Source organism: Nocardia ignorata NBRC 108230 (genome assembly GCF_001612905.1).
Taxonomy (GTDB): Bacteria; Actinomycetota; Actinomycetes; order Mycobacteriales; family Mycobacteriaceae; genus Nocardia; species Nocardia ignorata.
The window spans coordinates 18,825-35,047 of sequence record NZ_BDBI01000019.1 but is presented as its reverse complement, the minus strand read 5'-3'; the positions used below and the strand labels follow the sequence as shown (position 1 = coordinate 35,047).

Annotated in this window: 17 protein-coding genes; 9 read left to right on the top strand and 8 right to left on the bottom strand. The window is 69.1% G+C overall.

Going from position 1 to position 16,223, the window contains the following annotated elements; genetic code table 11:
• Nucleotides 1-57: 57 nt before the first annotated feature.
• From NI2_RS16885 to NI2_RS16870, 4 genes are all read left to right on the top strand, one after another.
• The gene (locus NI2_RS16885) at nt 58-264 is read left to right on the top strand and encodes a hypothetical protein (RefSeq protein WP_067491955.1); all 207 of its coding nucleotides are present in this window, start codon (nt 58-60) and stop codon (nt 262-264) included.
• A gap of 77 nt (nt 265-341) precedes the next feature.
• Nucleotides 342-1,235: a serine hydrolase gene (locus tag NI2_RS16880; protein ID WP_084456367.1), complete on the top strand. Its 894-nt coding sequence runs from the start codon at nt 342-344 to the stop codon at nt 1,233-1,235.
• A gap of 60 nt (nt 1,236-1,295) precedes the next feature.
• Entirely contained in the window at nt 1,296-2,714 is a 1,419-nt protein-coding gene (locus NI2_RS16875; protein WP_067491953.1) for an NAD(P)/FAD-dependent oxidoreductase, read from the top strand.
• A gap of 177 nt (nt 2,715-2,891) precedes the next feature.
• Nucleotides 2,892-3,725: a hypothetical protein gene (locus NI2_RS16870; protein ID WP_067491951.1), complete on the top strand. Its 834-nt coding sequence runs from the start codon at nt 2,892-2,894 to the stop codon at nt 3,723-3,725.
• A gap of 57 nt (nt 3,726-3,782) precedes the next feature.
• Here the strand turns inward: NI2_RS16870 and NI2_RS16865 are convergent, their stop codons facing one another.
• The 4 genes from NI2_RS16865 to NI2_RS16850 form a co-directional block, all read right to left on the bottom strand.
• A complete protein-coding gene (locus NI2_RS16865) occupies nt 3,783-4,448 on the bottom strand; it encodes an urease accessory protein UreD (RefSeq protein WP_067491949.1) in 666 nt (221 codons plus the stop codon).
• Entirely contained in the window at nt 4,438-5,145 is a 708-nt protein-coding gene (gene ureG, locus NI2_RS16860; protein WP_067491947.1) for an urease accessory protein UreG, read from the bottom strand. Before ureG ends, NI2_RS16865 begins: the two co-directional genes overlap by 11 nt.
• Nucleotides 5,146-5,166: 21 nt before the next feature.
• Nucleotides 5,167-5,964 (bottom strand): urease accessory protein UreF, encoded by a 798-nt coding sequence (locus NI2_RS16855; RefSeq protein ID WP_067491944.1) that lies wholly within the window; start codon nt 5,962-5,964, stop codon nt 5,167-5,169.
• A gap of 254 nt (nt 5,965-6,218) precedes the next feature.
• Nucleotides 6,219-7,688 (bottom strand): MFS transporter, encoded by a 1,470-nt coding sequence (locus NI2_RS16850; RefSeq protein WP_067491942.1) that lies wholly within the window; start codon nt 7,686-7,688, stop codon nt 6,219-6,221.
• A 91-nt stretch (nt 7,689-7,779) separates the two neighbouring features.
• Between NI2_RS16850 and NI2_RS16845 the strand changes: the two genes are divergently transcribed.
• Entirely contained in the window at nt 7,780-8,451 is a 672-nt protein-coding gene (locus NI2_RS16845) for a TetR/AcrR family transcriptional regulator (protein ID WP_067491940.1), read from the top strand.
• Between the two features lies 1 nt (nt 8,452).
• Here NI2_RS16845 and NI2_RS16840 read toward each other — a convergent pair whose 3' ends face one another.
• On the bottom strand, nt 8,453-9,670 hold the full coding sequence (locus tag NI2_RS16840) for a DUF418 domain-containing protein (protein ID WP_067491938.1): 1,218 nt from the start codon (nt 9,668-9,670) through the stop codon (nt 8,453-8,455).
• 319 nt (nt 9,671-9,989) lie between these two features.
• On the opposite strand from NI2_RS16840, the gene NI2_RS16835 reads away from it, so the two are divergent.
• The 3 genes from NI2_RS16835 to NI2_RS16825 all read left to right on the top strand — a co-directional run bounded on the left by NI2_RS16835 (nt 9,990) and on the right by NI2_RS16825 (nt 12,617).
• Nucleotides 9,990-10,976 carry an alcohol dehydrogenase catalytic domain-containing protein gene (locus NI2_RS16835; RefSeq protein ID WP_067491936.1) on the top strand — a complete coding sequence of 329 codons (987 nt, stop codon included), beginning with the start codon at nt 9,990-9,992 and terminating at the stop codon, nt 10,974-10,976.
• A gap of 87 nt (nt 10,977-11,063) precedes the next feature.
• Nucleotides 11,064-12,287, top strand: a complete 1,224-nt coding sequence (locus tag NI2_RS16830) for a cytochrome P450 family protein (protein ID WP_067491934.1) — start codon at nt 11,064-11,066, stop codon at nt 12,285-12,287.
• Between the two features lie 111 nt (nt 12,288-12,398).
• Nucleotides 12,399-12,617: a hypothetical protein gene (locus NI2_RS16825; protein ID WP_067491932.1), complete on the top strand. Its 219-nt coding sequence runs from the start codon at nt 12,399-12,401 to the stop codon at nt 12,615-12,617.
• A 1-nt stretch (nt 12,618) separates the two neighbouring features.
• On the opposite strand, the gene NI2_RS16820 is transcribed toward NI2_RS16825, so the two are convergent.
• Complete coding sequence (locus tag NI2_RS16820; protein WP_067491930.1) at nt 12,619-13,830, bottom strand: pyridoxal phosphate-dependent aminotransferase; 1,212 nt, start codon at nt 13,828-13,830, stop codon at nt 12,619-12,621.
• Nucleotides 13,831-13,923: 93 nt separating this feature from the next.
• Between NI2_RS16820 and NI2_RS16815 the strand changes: the two genes are divergently transcribed.
• Entirely contained in the window at nt 13,924-14,496 is a 573-nt protein-coding gene (locus NI2_RS16815; RefSeq protein ID WP_067491928.1) for a winged helix-turn-helix transcriptional regulator, read from the top strand.
• A 30-nt stretch (nt 14,497-14,526) separates the two neighbouring features.
• Here NI2_RS16815 and NI2_RS16810 read toward each other — a convergent pair whose 3' ends face one another.
• Complete coding sequence (locus NI2_RS16810) at nt 14,527-15,186, bottom strand: O-methyltransferase (RefSeq protein ID WP_067491926.1); 660 nt, start codon at nt 15,184-15,186, stop codon at nt 14,527-14,529.
• Between the two features lie 39 nt (nt 15,187-15,225).
• Nucleotides 15,226-16,221, bottom strand: a complete 996-nt coding sequence (locus tag NI2_RS16805; protein ID WP_067491924.1) for a WXG100 family type VII secretion target — start codon at nt 16,219-16,221, stop codon at nt 15,226-15,228.
• Nucleotides 16,222-16,223: the final 2 nt, after the last annotated feature.

Sequence of the window (16,223 nt, the reverse complement as noted above, 5' to 3'; positions counted from 1 at the left end):
GACTCTGCTGGCTCGGGTGGGACGGTTCGGCCGCAGTACGAAAGGCGGGTTCGGTTCATGATCGCGCAGGTGATTGCCCTGGTTCCCGACGGCGGATTCGTCGTCCGCCGCGCAGGCGCCCGCTGGGAACTCATCAATTCCCGGCGCTACGGCCCCGACCAGGTGCTGCACACCTGGCCCCTCGATCGCCACGGCGAGGCGTTCGAGCACTGCCACCGGCTCAACGGCTGCCCCATCGCCACCCCGCACGCCGCGCATCACTGATCGCAATCCCGCTGTGCCACAAGGCCGATTTGTGACGATTCGGCAGCGAAGGGTGCGCCCGGGCCGCCGATGTGCCAGTGTGGTGCCTCGTGCGTGACCGTTCCCCCGCCACCCGCGTCGTTTCCCGGGTCGCAGCAACAGCTTGTCTCCTCGCCGCCGCGGCCGCCCTCACCCCGGGCGTCCCCGTACTCACCGCCACCGCGCAGGCCGCGCCGGTCCTGACCCAGGCGTGCCTGTCCGGATTCGACTGCGACATGAGTTCGCGGATCGCGCGCGTGAACAGCTACCTGGCCGGCCGCCCCGGCGTCGTCGGCTACGTGCTGCGCGACCGCGTCACCGGCGGCATCTACGCCAACGAACACGCCGAGAACCAGGTGTGGACCGCCTCGACGATCAAGCTGGCCATCGCCGCCGACCTGCTCAACCGGGCCCGCGTCGGCGCCATCGCGCTGTCGCCGGAGGACCGGGGCAATATCGAGGCGATGCTCGCCACGTCCAACGACCAGGCGACGGATGTGCTGTGGCACAAGTACATCGGCTTCGACCGGATGGCCTACAACAACGCCTTCCGCGCGTACGGCATGGTCAGCCTGATCCCGCAGCCGACCAACACCGCGCTGTTCCCGGACTGGTCGTTCCAGAAGTGCACCGCCGCCGACCTGGACCGGCTGATGAACACCATCCTCGACACCATGCACCCCGACGACCTGGCCTACCTGCTCGACCGGATGCGCTCGGTCGACTCCAACCAGCACTGGGGTGTGTGGGGCGCCGGCGCGGCGATGCGTCCCGGCCTGAAGAACGGCTGGTCGGCCGAGGCCGACGGCTGGGTGGTCAATTCGGTCGGCGTCGCGGGCGAGGGCGAGCGCTATACCCTGGCCATCATGAACGCGCTCGGCGCCGACGGCGGCTACACCGAGGGCGCCGAGACCGACACCAAGGTCGCCCAGCTGCTCCTTGCGGGTCGCTGAGGCGGCACGTCCCGTAAGGTCGGTTCTGTAATCACCCCAGTCAGCCGAGGAGTCAGGACGATGAGCACTCAGTCTGTCGGGAACCAGCGGCACCGCGTGGTGGTGATCGGATCCGGGTTCGGCGGGTTGTTCGGCACCCGGCACCTGCGCAGGGCCGATGTCGATGTCACGCTGATCTCCAAGACGTCGACCCACCTGTTCCAGCCGCTGCTGTACCAGGTGGCGACGGGCATCCTGTCGACGGGCGAGATCGCCCCGGCCACCAGGCTCGTGCTGCGCAAGCAGAAGAACGCGCAGGTGCTGATGGGCGATGTGATCGACGTCGACCTGAAGAACCAGACGGTCACCTCGCGCCTGCTCAACCGCGACACGGTGACCCCCTACGACAGCCTCATCGTCGCCACCGGCGCGCAGCAGTCCTACTTCGGTAACGACCACTTCGCCACCTACGCGCCCGGCATGAAGACCATCGACGACGCCCTGGAACTGCGCGCCCGCATCCTCGGCGCCTTCGAGCAGGCCGAGCTGGCCGAAACCCAGGAGGAACGCGACCGGCTGCTCACCTTCATCGTCGTCGGCGCGGGCCCCACGGGTGTCGAGCTGGCCGGGCAGATCGCCGAACTCGCCGACCGCACCCTCGACGGCACCTTCCGCACCATCGACCCGCGCGACGCGCGCGTCATCCTGCTCGAGGGCGCGGGCGCGGTGCTGGGCCCGATGGGTCCGAAGCTGGGCGCCAAGGCCGCCAAGCGGCTCGAGAAGATGGGCGTGGAGATCCAGCTCAACGCCATGGTGACCGATGTCGACGCGCACGGCGTCGTCGTCAAGGACAAGGACGGCAGCACCCGCCGCATCGAGGCGATGTGCAAGGTGTGGTCGGCGGGCGTGCAGGCCAGCCCGCTGGGCAAGATGATCGCCGAGCGTTCCGACGGCACCGAGGTGGACCGGGCCGGTCGCGTCATCGTCGAGCCCGACCTCACGGTCAAGGGTCATCCGAACGTCTTCGTGGTCGGCGACTTGATGTCGGTGCCGGGTGTGCCCGGTCAGGCCCAGGGCGCGATCCAGGGTTCCACCTATGCGGCCAAGGCCATCAAGGCCGGGCTGAAGGGGCAGACCCCGGCCGAACGCAAGCCGTTCAAGTACTTCAACAAGGGCTCGATGGCGACGATCTCGCGTTTCGACGCGGTCTGCCAGATCGGCAAGCTCGAGTTCAGCGGGTTCCTCGCCTGGCTCGCGTGGCTGGCCCTGCACCTGTACTACCTGGTCGGCTACCGCAGCCGGATCGTCACCGTGATCGGCTGGTTCGTGTCCTTCCTCGGCCGCAACCGCGGCCAGATGGCGGCGACCGAGCAGTGGGTGTTCGCGCGCCTGGCGATCGAGGAGGTCAACTCCGACGTCTCCGAAGCCGACGAACTCGCCGCCCACCTCGGTGCCCCGCCGTCGGGGCGCAAACAGATCGACGAGCGCAAGTCCGGGTAGTACACCTGCCCGAGAAGCCGGATGGTTCCCTCGAACCATCCGGCTTTGTCGTCTCCGGTTACCTTCCGGCACACCGATATTGCGGGCTGCCGACGTTTCGGACCCATCCGCCCACCGCACCGGTCCGAATGTCGGAGGTCATATGTGTGACCAAATCCCCCGGATGAAAGGTGATCTATGGCGACGGGGAAACACAGGGCGCCGAGCCCGCAGCGACAGAAGGTCGGTTCGGTCGTCGCGGCGGGAGCGGTACCCCTGGTCATGGCCCTGATCGGCACGGGCACCGCGAATGCCGATCCCGCGCAGGCGGCGGTGACGCAGCCCGAACAGCAGCCGATCGCACCGGAGTACGACGCGGTCGCGCCCAATGCCGCCCCTTATGTGACCGCGCCGAAACCCGCGAACACGCGCAGCTCGCTGCCGTGGGCACGCACGGGCCCGGAGACCGATTACCTGTCTCCGGTCGGCCCGCTGCATCTGCCGACCGCGGTGGCGCCGGTTCCGCCGATCCTGCCGCCGCCGGGCCAGTTCCGCTTCGGTGACCAGCAGGTTCCGGTGCCCGACTTCGTTCCGGTCGAGACGTCGATCCAGATCAACGACGCCTCGGCGGTCACCGAGGCGAATCTGGCGACTTTCCTCGACTCGGTCGGGCTCGAGCGCAGCCGCTCGGACCGGATCGCCGAGTCGACCATCGGTACGGCGGCACGGGGCGCGGCGGTCGGTTCCACCGTGGCGATCCCGGCCGCCATGATGGCGAGCACGGTGGGTGCCGTGGCCGGGTTGGTCGCGGGCGTGGTGTTCCTGCCGGTCGGGTTGGTCGCGGGCCCGATCCTTGGCGGGATGGCCGGGTACATGGCCGTGTCGGTGCCCGCCACGATCGTCGGGGCCGGAGTCGGCGCCGCGGTGGGTGCCGCCAACGGGTTCCTCGCGCCGCCGCGCGGCATGACACCCGACACGGTCGACGCGCACGGCGCCGACGCCACGGCGGAAGCGGAGCTGTCCATCGCTTGATCGTCGGACACACCGGGTGGTGGGAGTCGGGAAAGCCCGGCTCCTACCACCTTTCGGCTACCCGACAGCTACCGGAGCGCGCAGGCGCGCGCCCGTACTCGTCGCGAGCGAGCCGCCAGCGGCCAAGGGCAGCCGGACGGTGTCGAGGCCGTCGGACCAGGCGGGACGTTCGTCCGGGTAGATCAGTTCGCTGTCGAGTGCTCGCGGTCCGCGCAGCCGATCGTCGGTCGACGCGCCTGCCCCGAGTTCGAGCCGGTGGCGCACCAGCGGCACCTCCCCGACATCGGCGATCAGGTCGCCACGCCAGCCGCCGCCGTCCTCGCCGCTGCGACCCAGCTGCACCCGTTCCCGCAATCGCACGCGCGCCCCGGCGCCGAGCGCGACCGTGGTGACCGCGTGATGATGTGCCCCGCCCGCCACGATCGTCGGCTCCGGATCGAAATCCAGTTCCGCCTCCGCTCCGACCTCGAAGTGCCAGCGCGCCGACGACCGTGGGTTCGCGACGCTGGGCAGGGCGATCGTCGCCGCGACCGAGCGGACCACCAGTCGCGCGCCGGGCAGCACGACCACCCGGATGTCGAGTTCGTCGCCACCGAGTGGGGTGGCGGCGGTGCCGATCAGGTGCACGGTATCGGCGCCGGTGTGTCGCCCGGCCAAGCCGCCGATCGCCTCGATGCGCGGCAGGCGGCCCGGTGCGGCGACGATGCTCAATTCAGTGCGCAACGCCCGCGGCCGCGTCCTGCTCGGCGACCACGCGCAACTGTTCGCGCACCCAGGCGAGCACGGGGGTGGCGGCGGGGTCCTCGGTGAGCGAGATCAGGGCGGTCGGCCTGCCCTCGCGCACCTTGGCGGCGTCGTGCTCCATCACCCCGAGGTCGGCGCCGACCAGCGGGGCGAGGTCGGTCTTGTTCACCACGAGCAGGTCGGAGAAGGTGACACCGGGGCCGCCCTTACGCGGCACCTTGTCGCCGCCCGCCACGTCGATCACGAAGATCTGCACGTCGATCAGGCCGGAGGAGAAGGTGGCGGTGAGGTTGTCGCCGCCGGATTCGACGAGGATCAGGTCCAGCGGCGGGTTGGCCGCGACCAGGTCGTCGATGGCGTCGAGGTTGGCGGTGATGTCGTCGCGGATGGCGGTGTGCGGGCAGCCGCCCGTCTGCACGGCGGTGATCCGCTCGTCGGGCAGCACCGCGTGGCGGCGCAGGAAGTCGGCGTCCTCGGTGGTGTAGATGTCGTTGGTCAGCACCGCGAGCGAGAGCTCGTCGCGCAGCTGCCTGCACAGCGCCGCGACCAGCGCGGTCTTGCCCGAGCCGACCGGGCCGCCGATGCCGACGCGCAGCGCCTCACCGGGAACCCGATCGCGCTTGGGCCGGTCGTGGCTGTGATCGTGCGGTTCACCATCGATCAGGTGCGGCGGCATGGGAACTCCTTCATCTCGGGATCAGGACGCGAACAGTGGCATGTCGCGGTGGAGGTGACGTTCGGCGAGCGCGTCCTGCAACGGGTCCGACAGCGCGGCCAACTCCGTGGCAGCCTCGGCGGCGACCCGGTCGCACAGGGGTGCCAGGCGCAGTGTGCTCGCCGCGATGGCGGCGGGGTCGAGGGCGAGGAGGCGCTGGGCGGCGGTCGCGGCACCGGTCAGCGTGGTGTACACGACGACGCCCGCGAGTTCCTCGGCACTCGCACCACACGCCAGCCCGACCATGCCGAACACCGTCGACATGTGCGGGCGTGTGCCGACCGCCGCCCAATTCAAATAGGCGCTCTCGCCGGGGCGCCCCCCGAAGCTGTCTCCGCTCCCCAGCGTGCCGGTATCGAGCAGATCGGTCGGATCGCTGTGGTGCGCCGACCGCGCGTCGTCGCCGACCATCGCCGTGCGGCCGGACGAGCGTGCTTCGACCGGGTTCGGCCAGAGCTGTTTGGCGAGTCTCAGAAGGCCGCGACCCTGGGCGCGAGACGCGGCGCGCGCGGCGGGAGATGGCGTGCGAGCATCGGTTTCGAGGTCGGCACGGTCGGGGGCGAGCGTGCCCGCGCACACCGCGGCGGCCAGTGACGCCGTCACCAGTCCGGTGGTGGCGATGCGCCGGCGCAGGTAGAGCTCGACACTCGCGACGTCGCGCAACAGCCCCGAGGCCACAGCCTCTTCCACACCGCCGGAATGCACGTGCCCGCCGATGGGCAGGCGCGAATCGGCGAGGGCGAGCAATGTCGCCAGGCCCGTCGCACCCTCGTTTCGCATCCGACGATCCTATGCAAAGCCGACTCCAGGACGCGCGGCGAGCCGACTCCGACCGAGCGCCGGGTGGTAGTCCTCACAGCGAGCGCGGCGGATTGCGGTGGCGGCGCTCCCATGGTGCGCCGCCACCGCACGCGTCAGCCAGACGATCGCGCCGACCGTCACCACCGGTCGTATCAGCGCGCCGACCGCCAAGCGAGCACGCCGCGACCGGTCGTGTCAGCCGGGTCGTCAGCGCCGACCGCCGCTACCTGTCGTCAGCGAGTCGATCGCGCCGAACGCCACGCCAGCGCGGCCATCGCCAGCAGCAGCAACGCGCCGCACGTGGTGGCGACATGCATGCCGCTGACGAACGATTCGCGAGCGGCGTGGGCCAGGCCCGCATTGCCACCGGAGTGCGCGAGGGTCTCCCCCAGCGTTTCGTCGAAGTCGCCGCCGGAGCGGAACACCAGCGCCGCCAGCGAACCGAGCAGCGCGAGCCCGAGCGCGTTGCCGAGTTCGAAGCTGGTCTCCGAGATTCCGACCGCCGAACCCGCACGCTCGGCAGGTACCGCCGACACCGCCACATCCGACACCAGGGTGAAGGAGATGCCGTATCCGACACCGGCGATCACCGAACCGGCGACGTACCAGGCCGACCCGCCGTCGACACCGACGCCGAGCAGCATCAGATTGCCCACCGCCGACGCGACGAGCGCCAGGGTGAACGCGGCCCGGACTCCGATCCGCAACCCGAGATTCGCCCCGCTCATCGAGCAGACGAACACCGCCACCGCCATCGGAATGCCGAGCAGCGCGGCCTGCAACGGGTCACGCCCGGTGACCGACTGCAGATACACGCTGGTCAGGTAGCTCATCGCGGCCAGCGACATCATGCCCGCCATGCTGGCGCCGATCGCGACCCGGAACAGCGGCCGGGTGAACAGCGACAGGTCGAGCAGCGGTTCGCTGAGATGACGCTGCCTGCGCACGAACAGCACGAGCAGCACCGCACCGATGGCCGCGATCACCAGCGAGACGAGATCGAATCCGTCGGCGGCGATGTGCTTGATGCCGTAGACCACCGGCAGGATGCCGCCGATCGACAGCGCCACGCTCGGCAGATCGATCGGGCCGAGAGTCGTGGAGCGGTGCTCGGGCAGCAGGAACGGTCCGAACAGCAGCAGGATCGCGAGCACCGGGATATTGATGAGGAACACCGAACCCCACCAGAAGTGGTGCAGCAGCAGGCCGCCGATGATCGGGCCGACGGCCGAACCGCCCGCGAAGAATGCCGTCCAGATGCCGATGGCGGTGGCGCGCCTGCGGGCGTCTGGGAAGAGCGTGGAGATCAGCGCCAGGCTCGACGGCAGCAGGGTCGCACCGCCGATACCCATCAGCACGCGCGCGGCGATGAGGATCGGGGCGCTCGGCGCGAACGCGGCGAGCACCGATGCCACACCGAACACGGCCGCGCCGGCGAGCAGGATATTGCGCCTGCCGATCCGGTCACCGAGATTGCCCATCGTGATGAGCAGGCCGGCCAGCATGAATCCGTAGATGTCGAGAATCCACAGCTGCTGGGAGGCGGTGGGGTCGAGGTCGCTCGTCAGGGTCGGCATGGCGAGGAACAGCACCGAGATGTCCATCGACACCAGCAGCACCGGCAGCAGCAGCACGCCCAATCCGAGCCATGCGCGGCGTCCACCGGCGACTGCGGTGGGCACCGCCGGTTCCAGCTTCGTCATTCCGAGTTCCTTCCCAGGGTATGCGTACGGCGTACGCGAGGCACCGGTACAGTGTACGCATTAAGACCGGATGACGAAAGTGAGTCATGGGATGACTGAGGCCAAGCTCACCAGGGCGGCGATCGTCGACGCCGCGATCGCCCTCGCCGACGCCGACGGCCTCGACGCGGTGTCGATGCGGCGCATCGCCGATCGGCTCGCGGTGGGGACCATGTCGCTGTATCGGCACGTGGACAGCAAGGACGAACTGATCGCGGCCATGACCGACGAGATCGCCGCCCGGCACCCCTATCCCGACCCGACCGGGCAGAACTGGACCTGGCGCGACCGGGTGCGCATCGCCGCGGAGATCGATTGGCAGCTCTACCAGCAGCATCCGTGGGTGCTGCTGACCTTCGCGGTCCCCCGCTACAGCTTCGGCCCCCAGGGGCTGGCGAGCCTGGCGTGGCTGGTGGCGGGCCTGCGCGAGCTCGAGGTGTCGGCGCGCGAGGCCACGACCATGGCATTCACGGTGTGGAACTACATCTCGGGCGCGAGCCTGCCGGTGGTCGGTGGCGCCCTGCTCGCCGACAAGCGCACCGCGACCGACGACCCCAACGGTCTGCGCGATCTGCTGGAAGGCACACCACAGTTCCCGGTGCCGCCCGCCTTGGCGGACCTGGAGGGCGCGGGCGTGAGCGAGCTGACCTCGCAGGATCTGCTCTACCTCGGCCTCGACGCGCTCTGCGACGGTTTCGCCGCGCGCGCCGACCGGTCCGGCTAGGTCATCGAACAGGCTGCGCCGCAGCCGCTTTCGGTTTCCTCCAGGCGGGCACTGTCAGATAGGTGGCGGCGCGCAACACCCATTCCACCGGACCGTAGGGATGGTGACGCAACCACCAGGCACTGAGCGCGAGCTGGGCGGCGAAGGTGACCAGCGCGACGAGCACGACCACCGGCGGCGCGACGGTATCGGCGAGGGCGAAACCGTATCCGGTGTAGACCACCATCAGCACCACCGACTGACCGATGTAGTTGGTGGCCGCCATCCGCCCGGCGGGCGCGAGCGCGGCGAGATACCGGCCGGTGCGCGGCGAGCCCGCCAGCCGCAGGATCAGCGCGACATAGGCGAAGGTCATGGCGGGCGCGATGAGGTATTGAAGTCCGTGGACCAGGACCGGCGGATGCCACCAGTCCATCAGCTGGGCGAAGGTCATGGCCGAGATCGGGAGCCCGAGCCCGAACCCGACCCACAGCGCCCGGGGCGACCAGCGCGCGATGGTCGCGGCGTCCTCGAACAGATTGCGTTTACCCGCCACCATGCCGAGCAGGAACATCGCCAGGCTCGGCACGCCCTGGCCTATCCAGATGAGGATCGCGAACACCGGGGCGACGGAGGTCTGGGCGGCGAAGGTGTCGGCGAAGCTGCCGGTGTAGTCCGCCGACATCTTCGGCAGGTCCAAGAACAGGCCGAGGCCGAGCGTGCCCGTGTCGCTTCCGGGTAGGAAGGCGAAGACCGACCACAGCGAATACAGCACGATCGCGGTGATGACGGCGGTGCGGGCGGAGAGTTTGCGCAGGGCGATCAGCAGCAGGCACAGCGCCGCGTACAGGGTGAGGATGTCGCCGACCCACAGGAAGTACACGTGCAGCAGGCCGATTCCCATCAATGCCGCACACCGCCGCAGCAGTCGCCGCACCGGTGGCGCCCCGGCCCGCTGGGCCGCTGCGATCTGCAGGGTGAACGAGTATCCGAACAGGAACGCGAACAGCAGGTAGAAACGTCCGGTGAACAGCGCGTCGACGCCGGCGCGGACCAGCTGATCGGCGGTGCCGTCGAACAGTGAACGCGGGTCCTCGCGGGTGCCGACGGCGGACCACAGCGTGGTCGCGATGATCACATTGGTGATCAGAATGCCGAACAGGGCGAATCCGCGCAGGATGTCGACCTCGCCGATGCGGCGGCCGGAAGATGCCGCGGGGGAAGGGGTTCCGGCTGTCATGGACCGAGAGTAGGCCCGAGTGCCTCGCCGGTCGTCCCCCGAAAGACCGATTCGGTGGAGCTACCGCGGGGGGCATCGGTCACCCTTGCGGCGTATTGACACGGGCGAATCGTGCGCGGACGCGATGGCGAAATATCTCATACGGGCCGATCGGCACAGCCTCGCATCCTGGGCTGAGGTGGTCCGAGGTGGGCTGCCGTCGGCCTCTGTGCCGAGTGCCGCGAGACGCGCGACCGGGCCGTGCGGAGTCGGGGGAAGTGCGGCGCGGTGGAAGAATGAGCGCATCGTGCACGACTCGCAACCAGCTTCGGAGGCGGACATGCAGGCAGTGGTGATCGAACGATTCGGGGAGCCGAAGGACGTACTCGCGGCACACACCGTGCCCGTGCCCGAACCGGGACCAGGTGAGGTGCGGCTGTCGATGACGCTCTCACCCATCCACAACCACGACCTCGCCATCGTGCGCGGGGTATACGGCTACAAACCACCGCTGCCCGCGATTCCGGGCACCGAGGCCGTCGGTGTCGTCGACGCGGTGGGCCCGGGTGCCGATCGGGTGCAGGTCGGGCAGCGGGTCGCGGTGGCCGGGGCGCGGGCCGCGTGGGCCGAGTACTTCGTCGCGCGCGCCGACCAGGTGGTTCCCATGCCGCCGACGGTGCCCGACGAGACCGCCTGTCAGTTGCTGGCCATGCCGTTGAGCGCGCTGATGCTGCTCGACGACCTCGCCGTGCAGCCGGGTCAGTGGATCGTGGTGAACGCCGCCAACGGCGCCGTCGGCCGGCAGGTCAACCTGTTCGCGAAGCAGCGCGGAGTGCGGGTGCTGAGTCTGGTGCGCGGACCCGGTTCGGTGCGGGCACTCGAGTACCTCGGCTACGGCCCGGTCCTCGACACCGAGAGCGAAGGATGGGCCGACCGGGTGACCGAGGTGACCGGCGGCGAACCGATCGTGCGGGCTGTCGACCAGGTCAGCGGTCCGGCCGCGGCCACGCTGATGTCGCTGCTCGCCCCGCGTGGTGAACTCATCTCCTTCGGCGCGCTGTCGGGCAAGCCGATGGTCATCGACACCGGTGCGGTGATCTTCAAACAGGCTGTGGTGAAGGGTTTCTGGGGTCAGCAGCGCAGCGCCGAGATCGACCGCGCCGATTACGTGCGGCTCATCACCGAACTGGTCGGGCTGGCCGCCGACGGCACATTGCGCCTGGAACTCGACGGTGAGTTCCCCCTCGACAAGGCCGGTGACGCGGCCGTCGCCTCGGAAACGCCGGGACGCAACGGCAAGATCGCCCTGCACGGGTCCGCCCGCTGATCCGGACAGCGCCTGTCACAAGGGAATTCGGTAATCGGGGTGGTCGCTTCCGGCGCGTCGCCGCGGCCGCCCCGGTACCGTGACGAAATGGCCGACACCACCACCGCCGCCGCCCCTGTCGAGACCATCGGCGCCGACTTCTTCGACGACCCGCACGCCCACTACCGCCGCTGGCGCACCACAGGGCCGGTGCATCGGGTGCTGTTCCCCGACAATGTGATCCGCTGGATCGTCATCGGTCATGCCGAGGCGCGCGCCGCACTCGCCGACCCTCGGCTGCGCAAGGACACGGTGCGTGCCGACGAGATCCTGCGCGCCAAACGCGACGGCACCCCCACCGACGCCAACACCATGGTGCTGCTGCAACACATGCTCAGCACCGACCCGCCCGAGCACACCCGCCTGCGCAAATTGGTGAACAAGGCGTTCACCACCCGCCAGGTGGCGGCTCTGCGCCCCCGCATCGAGGAGATCACCGAGAACCTCCTGGCAGCGATGGACGGCCACGACGAGGTCGACCTCATGCAGGTATTCGCCAATCCGCTTCCGGTGACGGTGATCTGCGAACTGCTCGGTGTCCCCTTCGACGACCGCGACGACTTCCAGGCGTGGACCCGGTCGCTGGTCGGGGTGGTCGGCGAGGAGGAGGGGCGGCCCGCCGCCGCGGCCGCGATGGCGGCGTACCTGTCGAGCCTGGTGCGCGCCAAGCAGTCCCGGCCCGCCGAGGATCTGCTGTCGCAGCTGGTGCTCGCCGACGAGGACGGCGACCGGCTCACCGACCGCGAACTGGTGTCGATGGCGTTCCTGCTGCTGGTCGCCGGGCACGAGACCACCGTGAACCTGATCGGCAACGGTGTGCACGCCCTGCTGCGCGAGCCCACCCAGTGGGCGGCACTGTGCGCCGACCCGGCGGGTGTGCCCGAAGCCATCGAGGAGTTCCTGCGTTTCGACGGGCCGGTCGACATGGCGACGCTGCGGTTCACCGCCGAGCCCGTCACCCTCGGCGGTGTCGAGATTCCGGCGGGTGAGATCGTGAACGTCGCCCTGGCGGCCGCCAACCGCGACCCCGCCCGATTCACCGACCCCGATACGCTCACCGTCGACGGGCCGACCTCGGGTCATCTCGCCTTCGGTCACGGCATCCACTTCTGCGTCGGCGCACCGCTCGCCCGCCTCGAGGCCGAGATCGCCTTCACCGCGTTGCTCCGGCGCTTTCCCGACCTGCGTCTGGCGGACCCCGCCGCCACCATGCACTGGCAGACGAGCACGCTCATCCGCGGTCTGCTCGACCTCCCGGTCCGGCTGCGGTGAGTCCTTCTGTCTCGTGGCTGCGCTCAGCCCTCGTCGCTGCGCCGAAGTCCGCGGGCACACCCCGGGCGTAGCATCGGGACCGAGACGTCATCCGGGAGACAGGGGCCGATCATGCCGAAGAAGTTCGCCGCTGCGGCGCTGATCGTCTGTGCTGCGGCGGTGCCGGTACTCGCCGCACCGGCCGCCTCGGCCGAGATCACCGGGCCGAACCGCACGACGGTCCACACGGGGTCCGGCGAGCTGGCCGACGCGATGGCCGGGCTCGTCCTGTGCCTAATCCAGCTGCCGCCCTCGGCGTCCGGCGACTCCGGGCAGGGCTGCCCGACCTGACCTACTGCCGGTAGGTGGCCAGGAAGCGGCCGATCCGTTCGATGATGGCCTCGAGTTCGTCGGCGTGCGGCAGGGTGACGATGCGGAAGTGGTCGGGACGCGGCCAGTTGAAGCCGGTGCCCTGCACGATGTGCAGCTTCTCCTGTAGCAGCAGGTCGAGGACGAACTTCTCGTCGTCGTGGATGGGGTACATGTCCAGGTCGATGCGCGGGAAGGCGTAGAGCGCGCCCTTGGGTTTCACGCACGAGACACCCGGGATGGAGTTGAGCGCTTCCCACGCCCGGTCGCGCTGTTCGCGCAGCCGGCCACCGGGCAGGACCAGATCGTTGATGCTCTGATACCCGCCGAGCGCGGCCTGGATGGCCTGCTGCGCAGGGACATTCGCGCACAAGCGCAGACCGGCCAGCATGGTCAGACCCTCGAGATAGCTCGCCGCGTGCTGAACGGGGCCCGACACCACGAGCCAGCCGGAACGCAGACCGGCGGCGCGGTAGTTCTTCGACAGGCCGGAGAAGGTCAGGCACAGCAGATCGGGGGCGAGCGAGGCGACCGCGGTGTGCTCGAGGTCGTCGTAGTAGATCTTGTCGTAGATCTCGTCGGCGAACACGACGAGGTTGTGCCTGCGCGCGATCTCGAGGATTTCCCGCAACACCTCCGGCGGGTACACCGCGCCGGTCGGATTGTTGGGGTTGATGAGAACGATGGCGCGGGTGCGGTCGGTGATCTTGGCGGTGATGTCGGCCAGGTCGGGATACCAGTCGGCGCCCTCGTCGCACAGATAGTGCACCGGGGTGCCGCCGTTGAGCGCGGTCGCGGCCGTCCACAGCGGGAAGTCGGGAGCGGGCACGAGGACCTCGTCGCCGTTCTCGAGCAGCGCCGTCATCGCCATCATGATGAGCTCGGAGACACCGTTGCCGAGGAACACCTGTTCCACGTCGACATCGGGCACGCCGAGCGTCTGGTAGTACTGCACCACCGCGCGCCGGGCCGAGAGCAGGCCCTTCGACGAGGTGTAGCCGGTGGAGGCGGGCAGGGTTCGCACCATGTCCTGCAAGAGGTCCGGCGGCGCGTCGAACCCGAAGATCAGCGGATTGCCGGTGTTGAGCTTCACGACGTGATGCCCCTCGGCCTCGAGCCGGGCGGCTTCCTCGGCCACCGGACCGCGAATCTCGTACGACACTCCCGACAGCTTGCTCGACTGCTTGAACTGCATGGACTTCCCTCCGCGATGTGGTTGCCGCACACACTACTTGGTTTTTCCAAGATCTCACTTGGATTTTCCAAGTATCAGGTTAGAGTGATAGCCGTGTCACGCCGAAGCTACGACCACTACTGCGCCGTGAGCCGCGCGCTCGACCTCGTCGGGGACCGGTGGAGCCTGCTCGTTGTCCGCGAACTGTGTTCGGGCCCACGCCGTTACAGCGATCTGTTCGCCGACCTGCCCGGGATAAGCACCGATATGCTCGCGACCCGGCTCAAGGGGCTCGAGCGCGACGGTGTGCTCACCCACCACCGCAACGGGATGCGCTCGAGCTACGAACTCACCGAACTCGGCCGGGGGCTGCGACCCGTGCTCGACGCACTGGCCGGGTGGGGTGCGCCGCTGCTCGGACAGCGCAATCCCACCGACGCGGTGCGCGCGCATTGGCTTGCCCTGCCCCTGGGCCGGGCCCTCGCGGAGGTCATCGACGTGGGCACCGTCACCGTGCATATCGGCGACACCGTGCTGCACTACGTGCGCACCGCCGAGGGCATCACCCATCACGACGGACCCGCGCCCGCATCGGATCACGAACTGCGGCTCGACCTGGCCGAAGCCATCGATATCGCGACCGGTGCGCAGCCGCTGTCGCCCCGGGCGCTGTCACCCGCACGCTGACCCGCGCGAGCGCGGCCCGTCGCGGTACCGCTAGTTGACCACCGCGTACGCGAAACCGTCCCAGCCTTTGGCGCCGACGGTCTGGATCACTGTGGCGTCCAGGCTCGGTTCGGCGGCGAGCAGATCGATGAGTTCGCGGCTGGCCCGCACGTTCGGGTCGTCGGAATGCTCGTCGGCGACAGCCCCGCCCCGCACCACATTGTCGACGATGATCACCGAGCCCGGGCGGGTCAGCCGCAGCGCCCACTGCACATAGTTCGAGTTGTTCACCTTGTCCGCGTCGATGAACACCAGATCGAACGGTTCGCTGCTGTCCTCAGCCACCTCGGGCAGCGTATCGAGGGCTGCCCCCACCCGGATATCGACGCGCTCCCCCACTCCGGCCCGGTCCAAATTCTCCCGCGCGACCTTGGCATGACGAGGCTCGAATTCCAAGGTCACCACGGTGCCACCCTCACCGACCGCACGCGCGAGCCATTCGGTGCTGTACCCGCCGAGCGTGCCGATCTCGAGCACCCGACGCGCACGGGCGGTGCGCGCCAACAGGTTCAGCAGTTTCCCCTGCGGCGGCGACACATCGATCGCGGGCAGCCCCGCGGTGGCGTTCGCCTGCAGCGCGGGCACCCCCTCTTCCCCGACAAGCGCACTGACGAGATAACTGTCGACATCGGCCCACTCAGCACTGGTCATACCCGCAGTCTGCCACCATCCCCCACCGGACAGCGGCACCTATTTCGCGGATTCCACCTCGGCGACCCCGCGCACCAACTGCACCGCGCCCTGGGCCATGGTCTTCGTCGACACCAGCGCCTCGGCGAGCTTGATCAGCATCTGCCACACCGTCATGGTGGCCAGCGAGATATCGGCCAGCGCGCGAGCGATGAGCGCGGGCGACGCGGTTCCGGCCGAGGCGATGAGGATCGCGGTCATCTCGAGCAGCATGCCCGCCAGACTGCTGAGGATCTCGACGACGACGCCGCGCACCGCTTCCACGATCGACTTCATCGCCTTGTTGCAGTCGGCGAGTATCTGCGACACCGCGGCCTTCTCGGCGATCGTGCTCGCCAGTTCGGTCGCTTTGGTGCGATACGCCTCGGCGGCACAGCCCGTCCACTCGCCGATGCCGGTGTCGACAGCGGCGGCCAGCTGCCCGGCGGTGGTGGTGAGATGGTCGGCGATCTTCTTCCACGAATCCGAATACGCTTGGACCATATCGGGATTGCCGGTGATGGAGTCGAGCGACTTACGCATCGGTTCCACGTGTTCGAGCATCCAGCTCATCAGCTGCGAGCCGATGAAGTTGAACGGGTCGAACTTCGCCAGGGCCGAGGTGCCTTTGATGGCCTTGCCGAATGTCTGGACAGCGGAGGACCAGTCGGCCGCGGTCGATCCGGCCTTGGCGATGGCGTCGATCTTGTCGGTGGTCGACCCGCCGGCGGCGAAGGCGTTGTAGAGGCCGTACCCGTTCTCGATGGTGTCGCCCTGCAGGGTGCCCTTGAGGATGCCCGCGTTGGCCTCCTGCCCGCCGTTCTTCTCCTCGATCCGTGGCACGCCCACGTTGCTGAACAGGAAATTGGTCTCCTGGTAGTAGGTGTCGCGGTAGTTGGTTCCGTCGGCCAGCAGGTCGTTGTCGGGTGCTGGCGCGTCGTCGAAGGTGTCGACGCTGCCCGGCAGCACCGAGTTCTCGTTGAGGAAGGTGCCGAGGGCGGTCGGTTGGTCGGCCATGC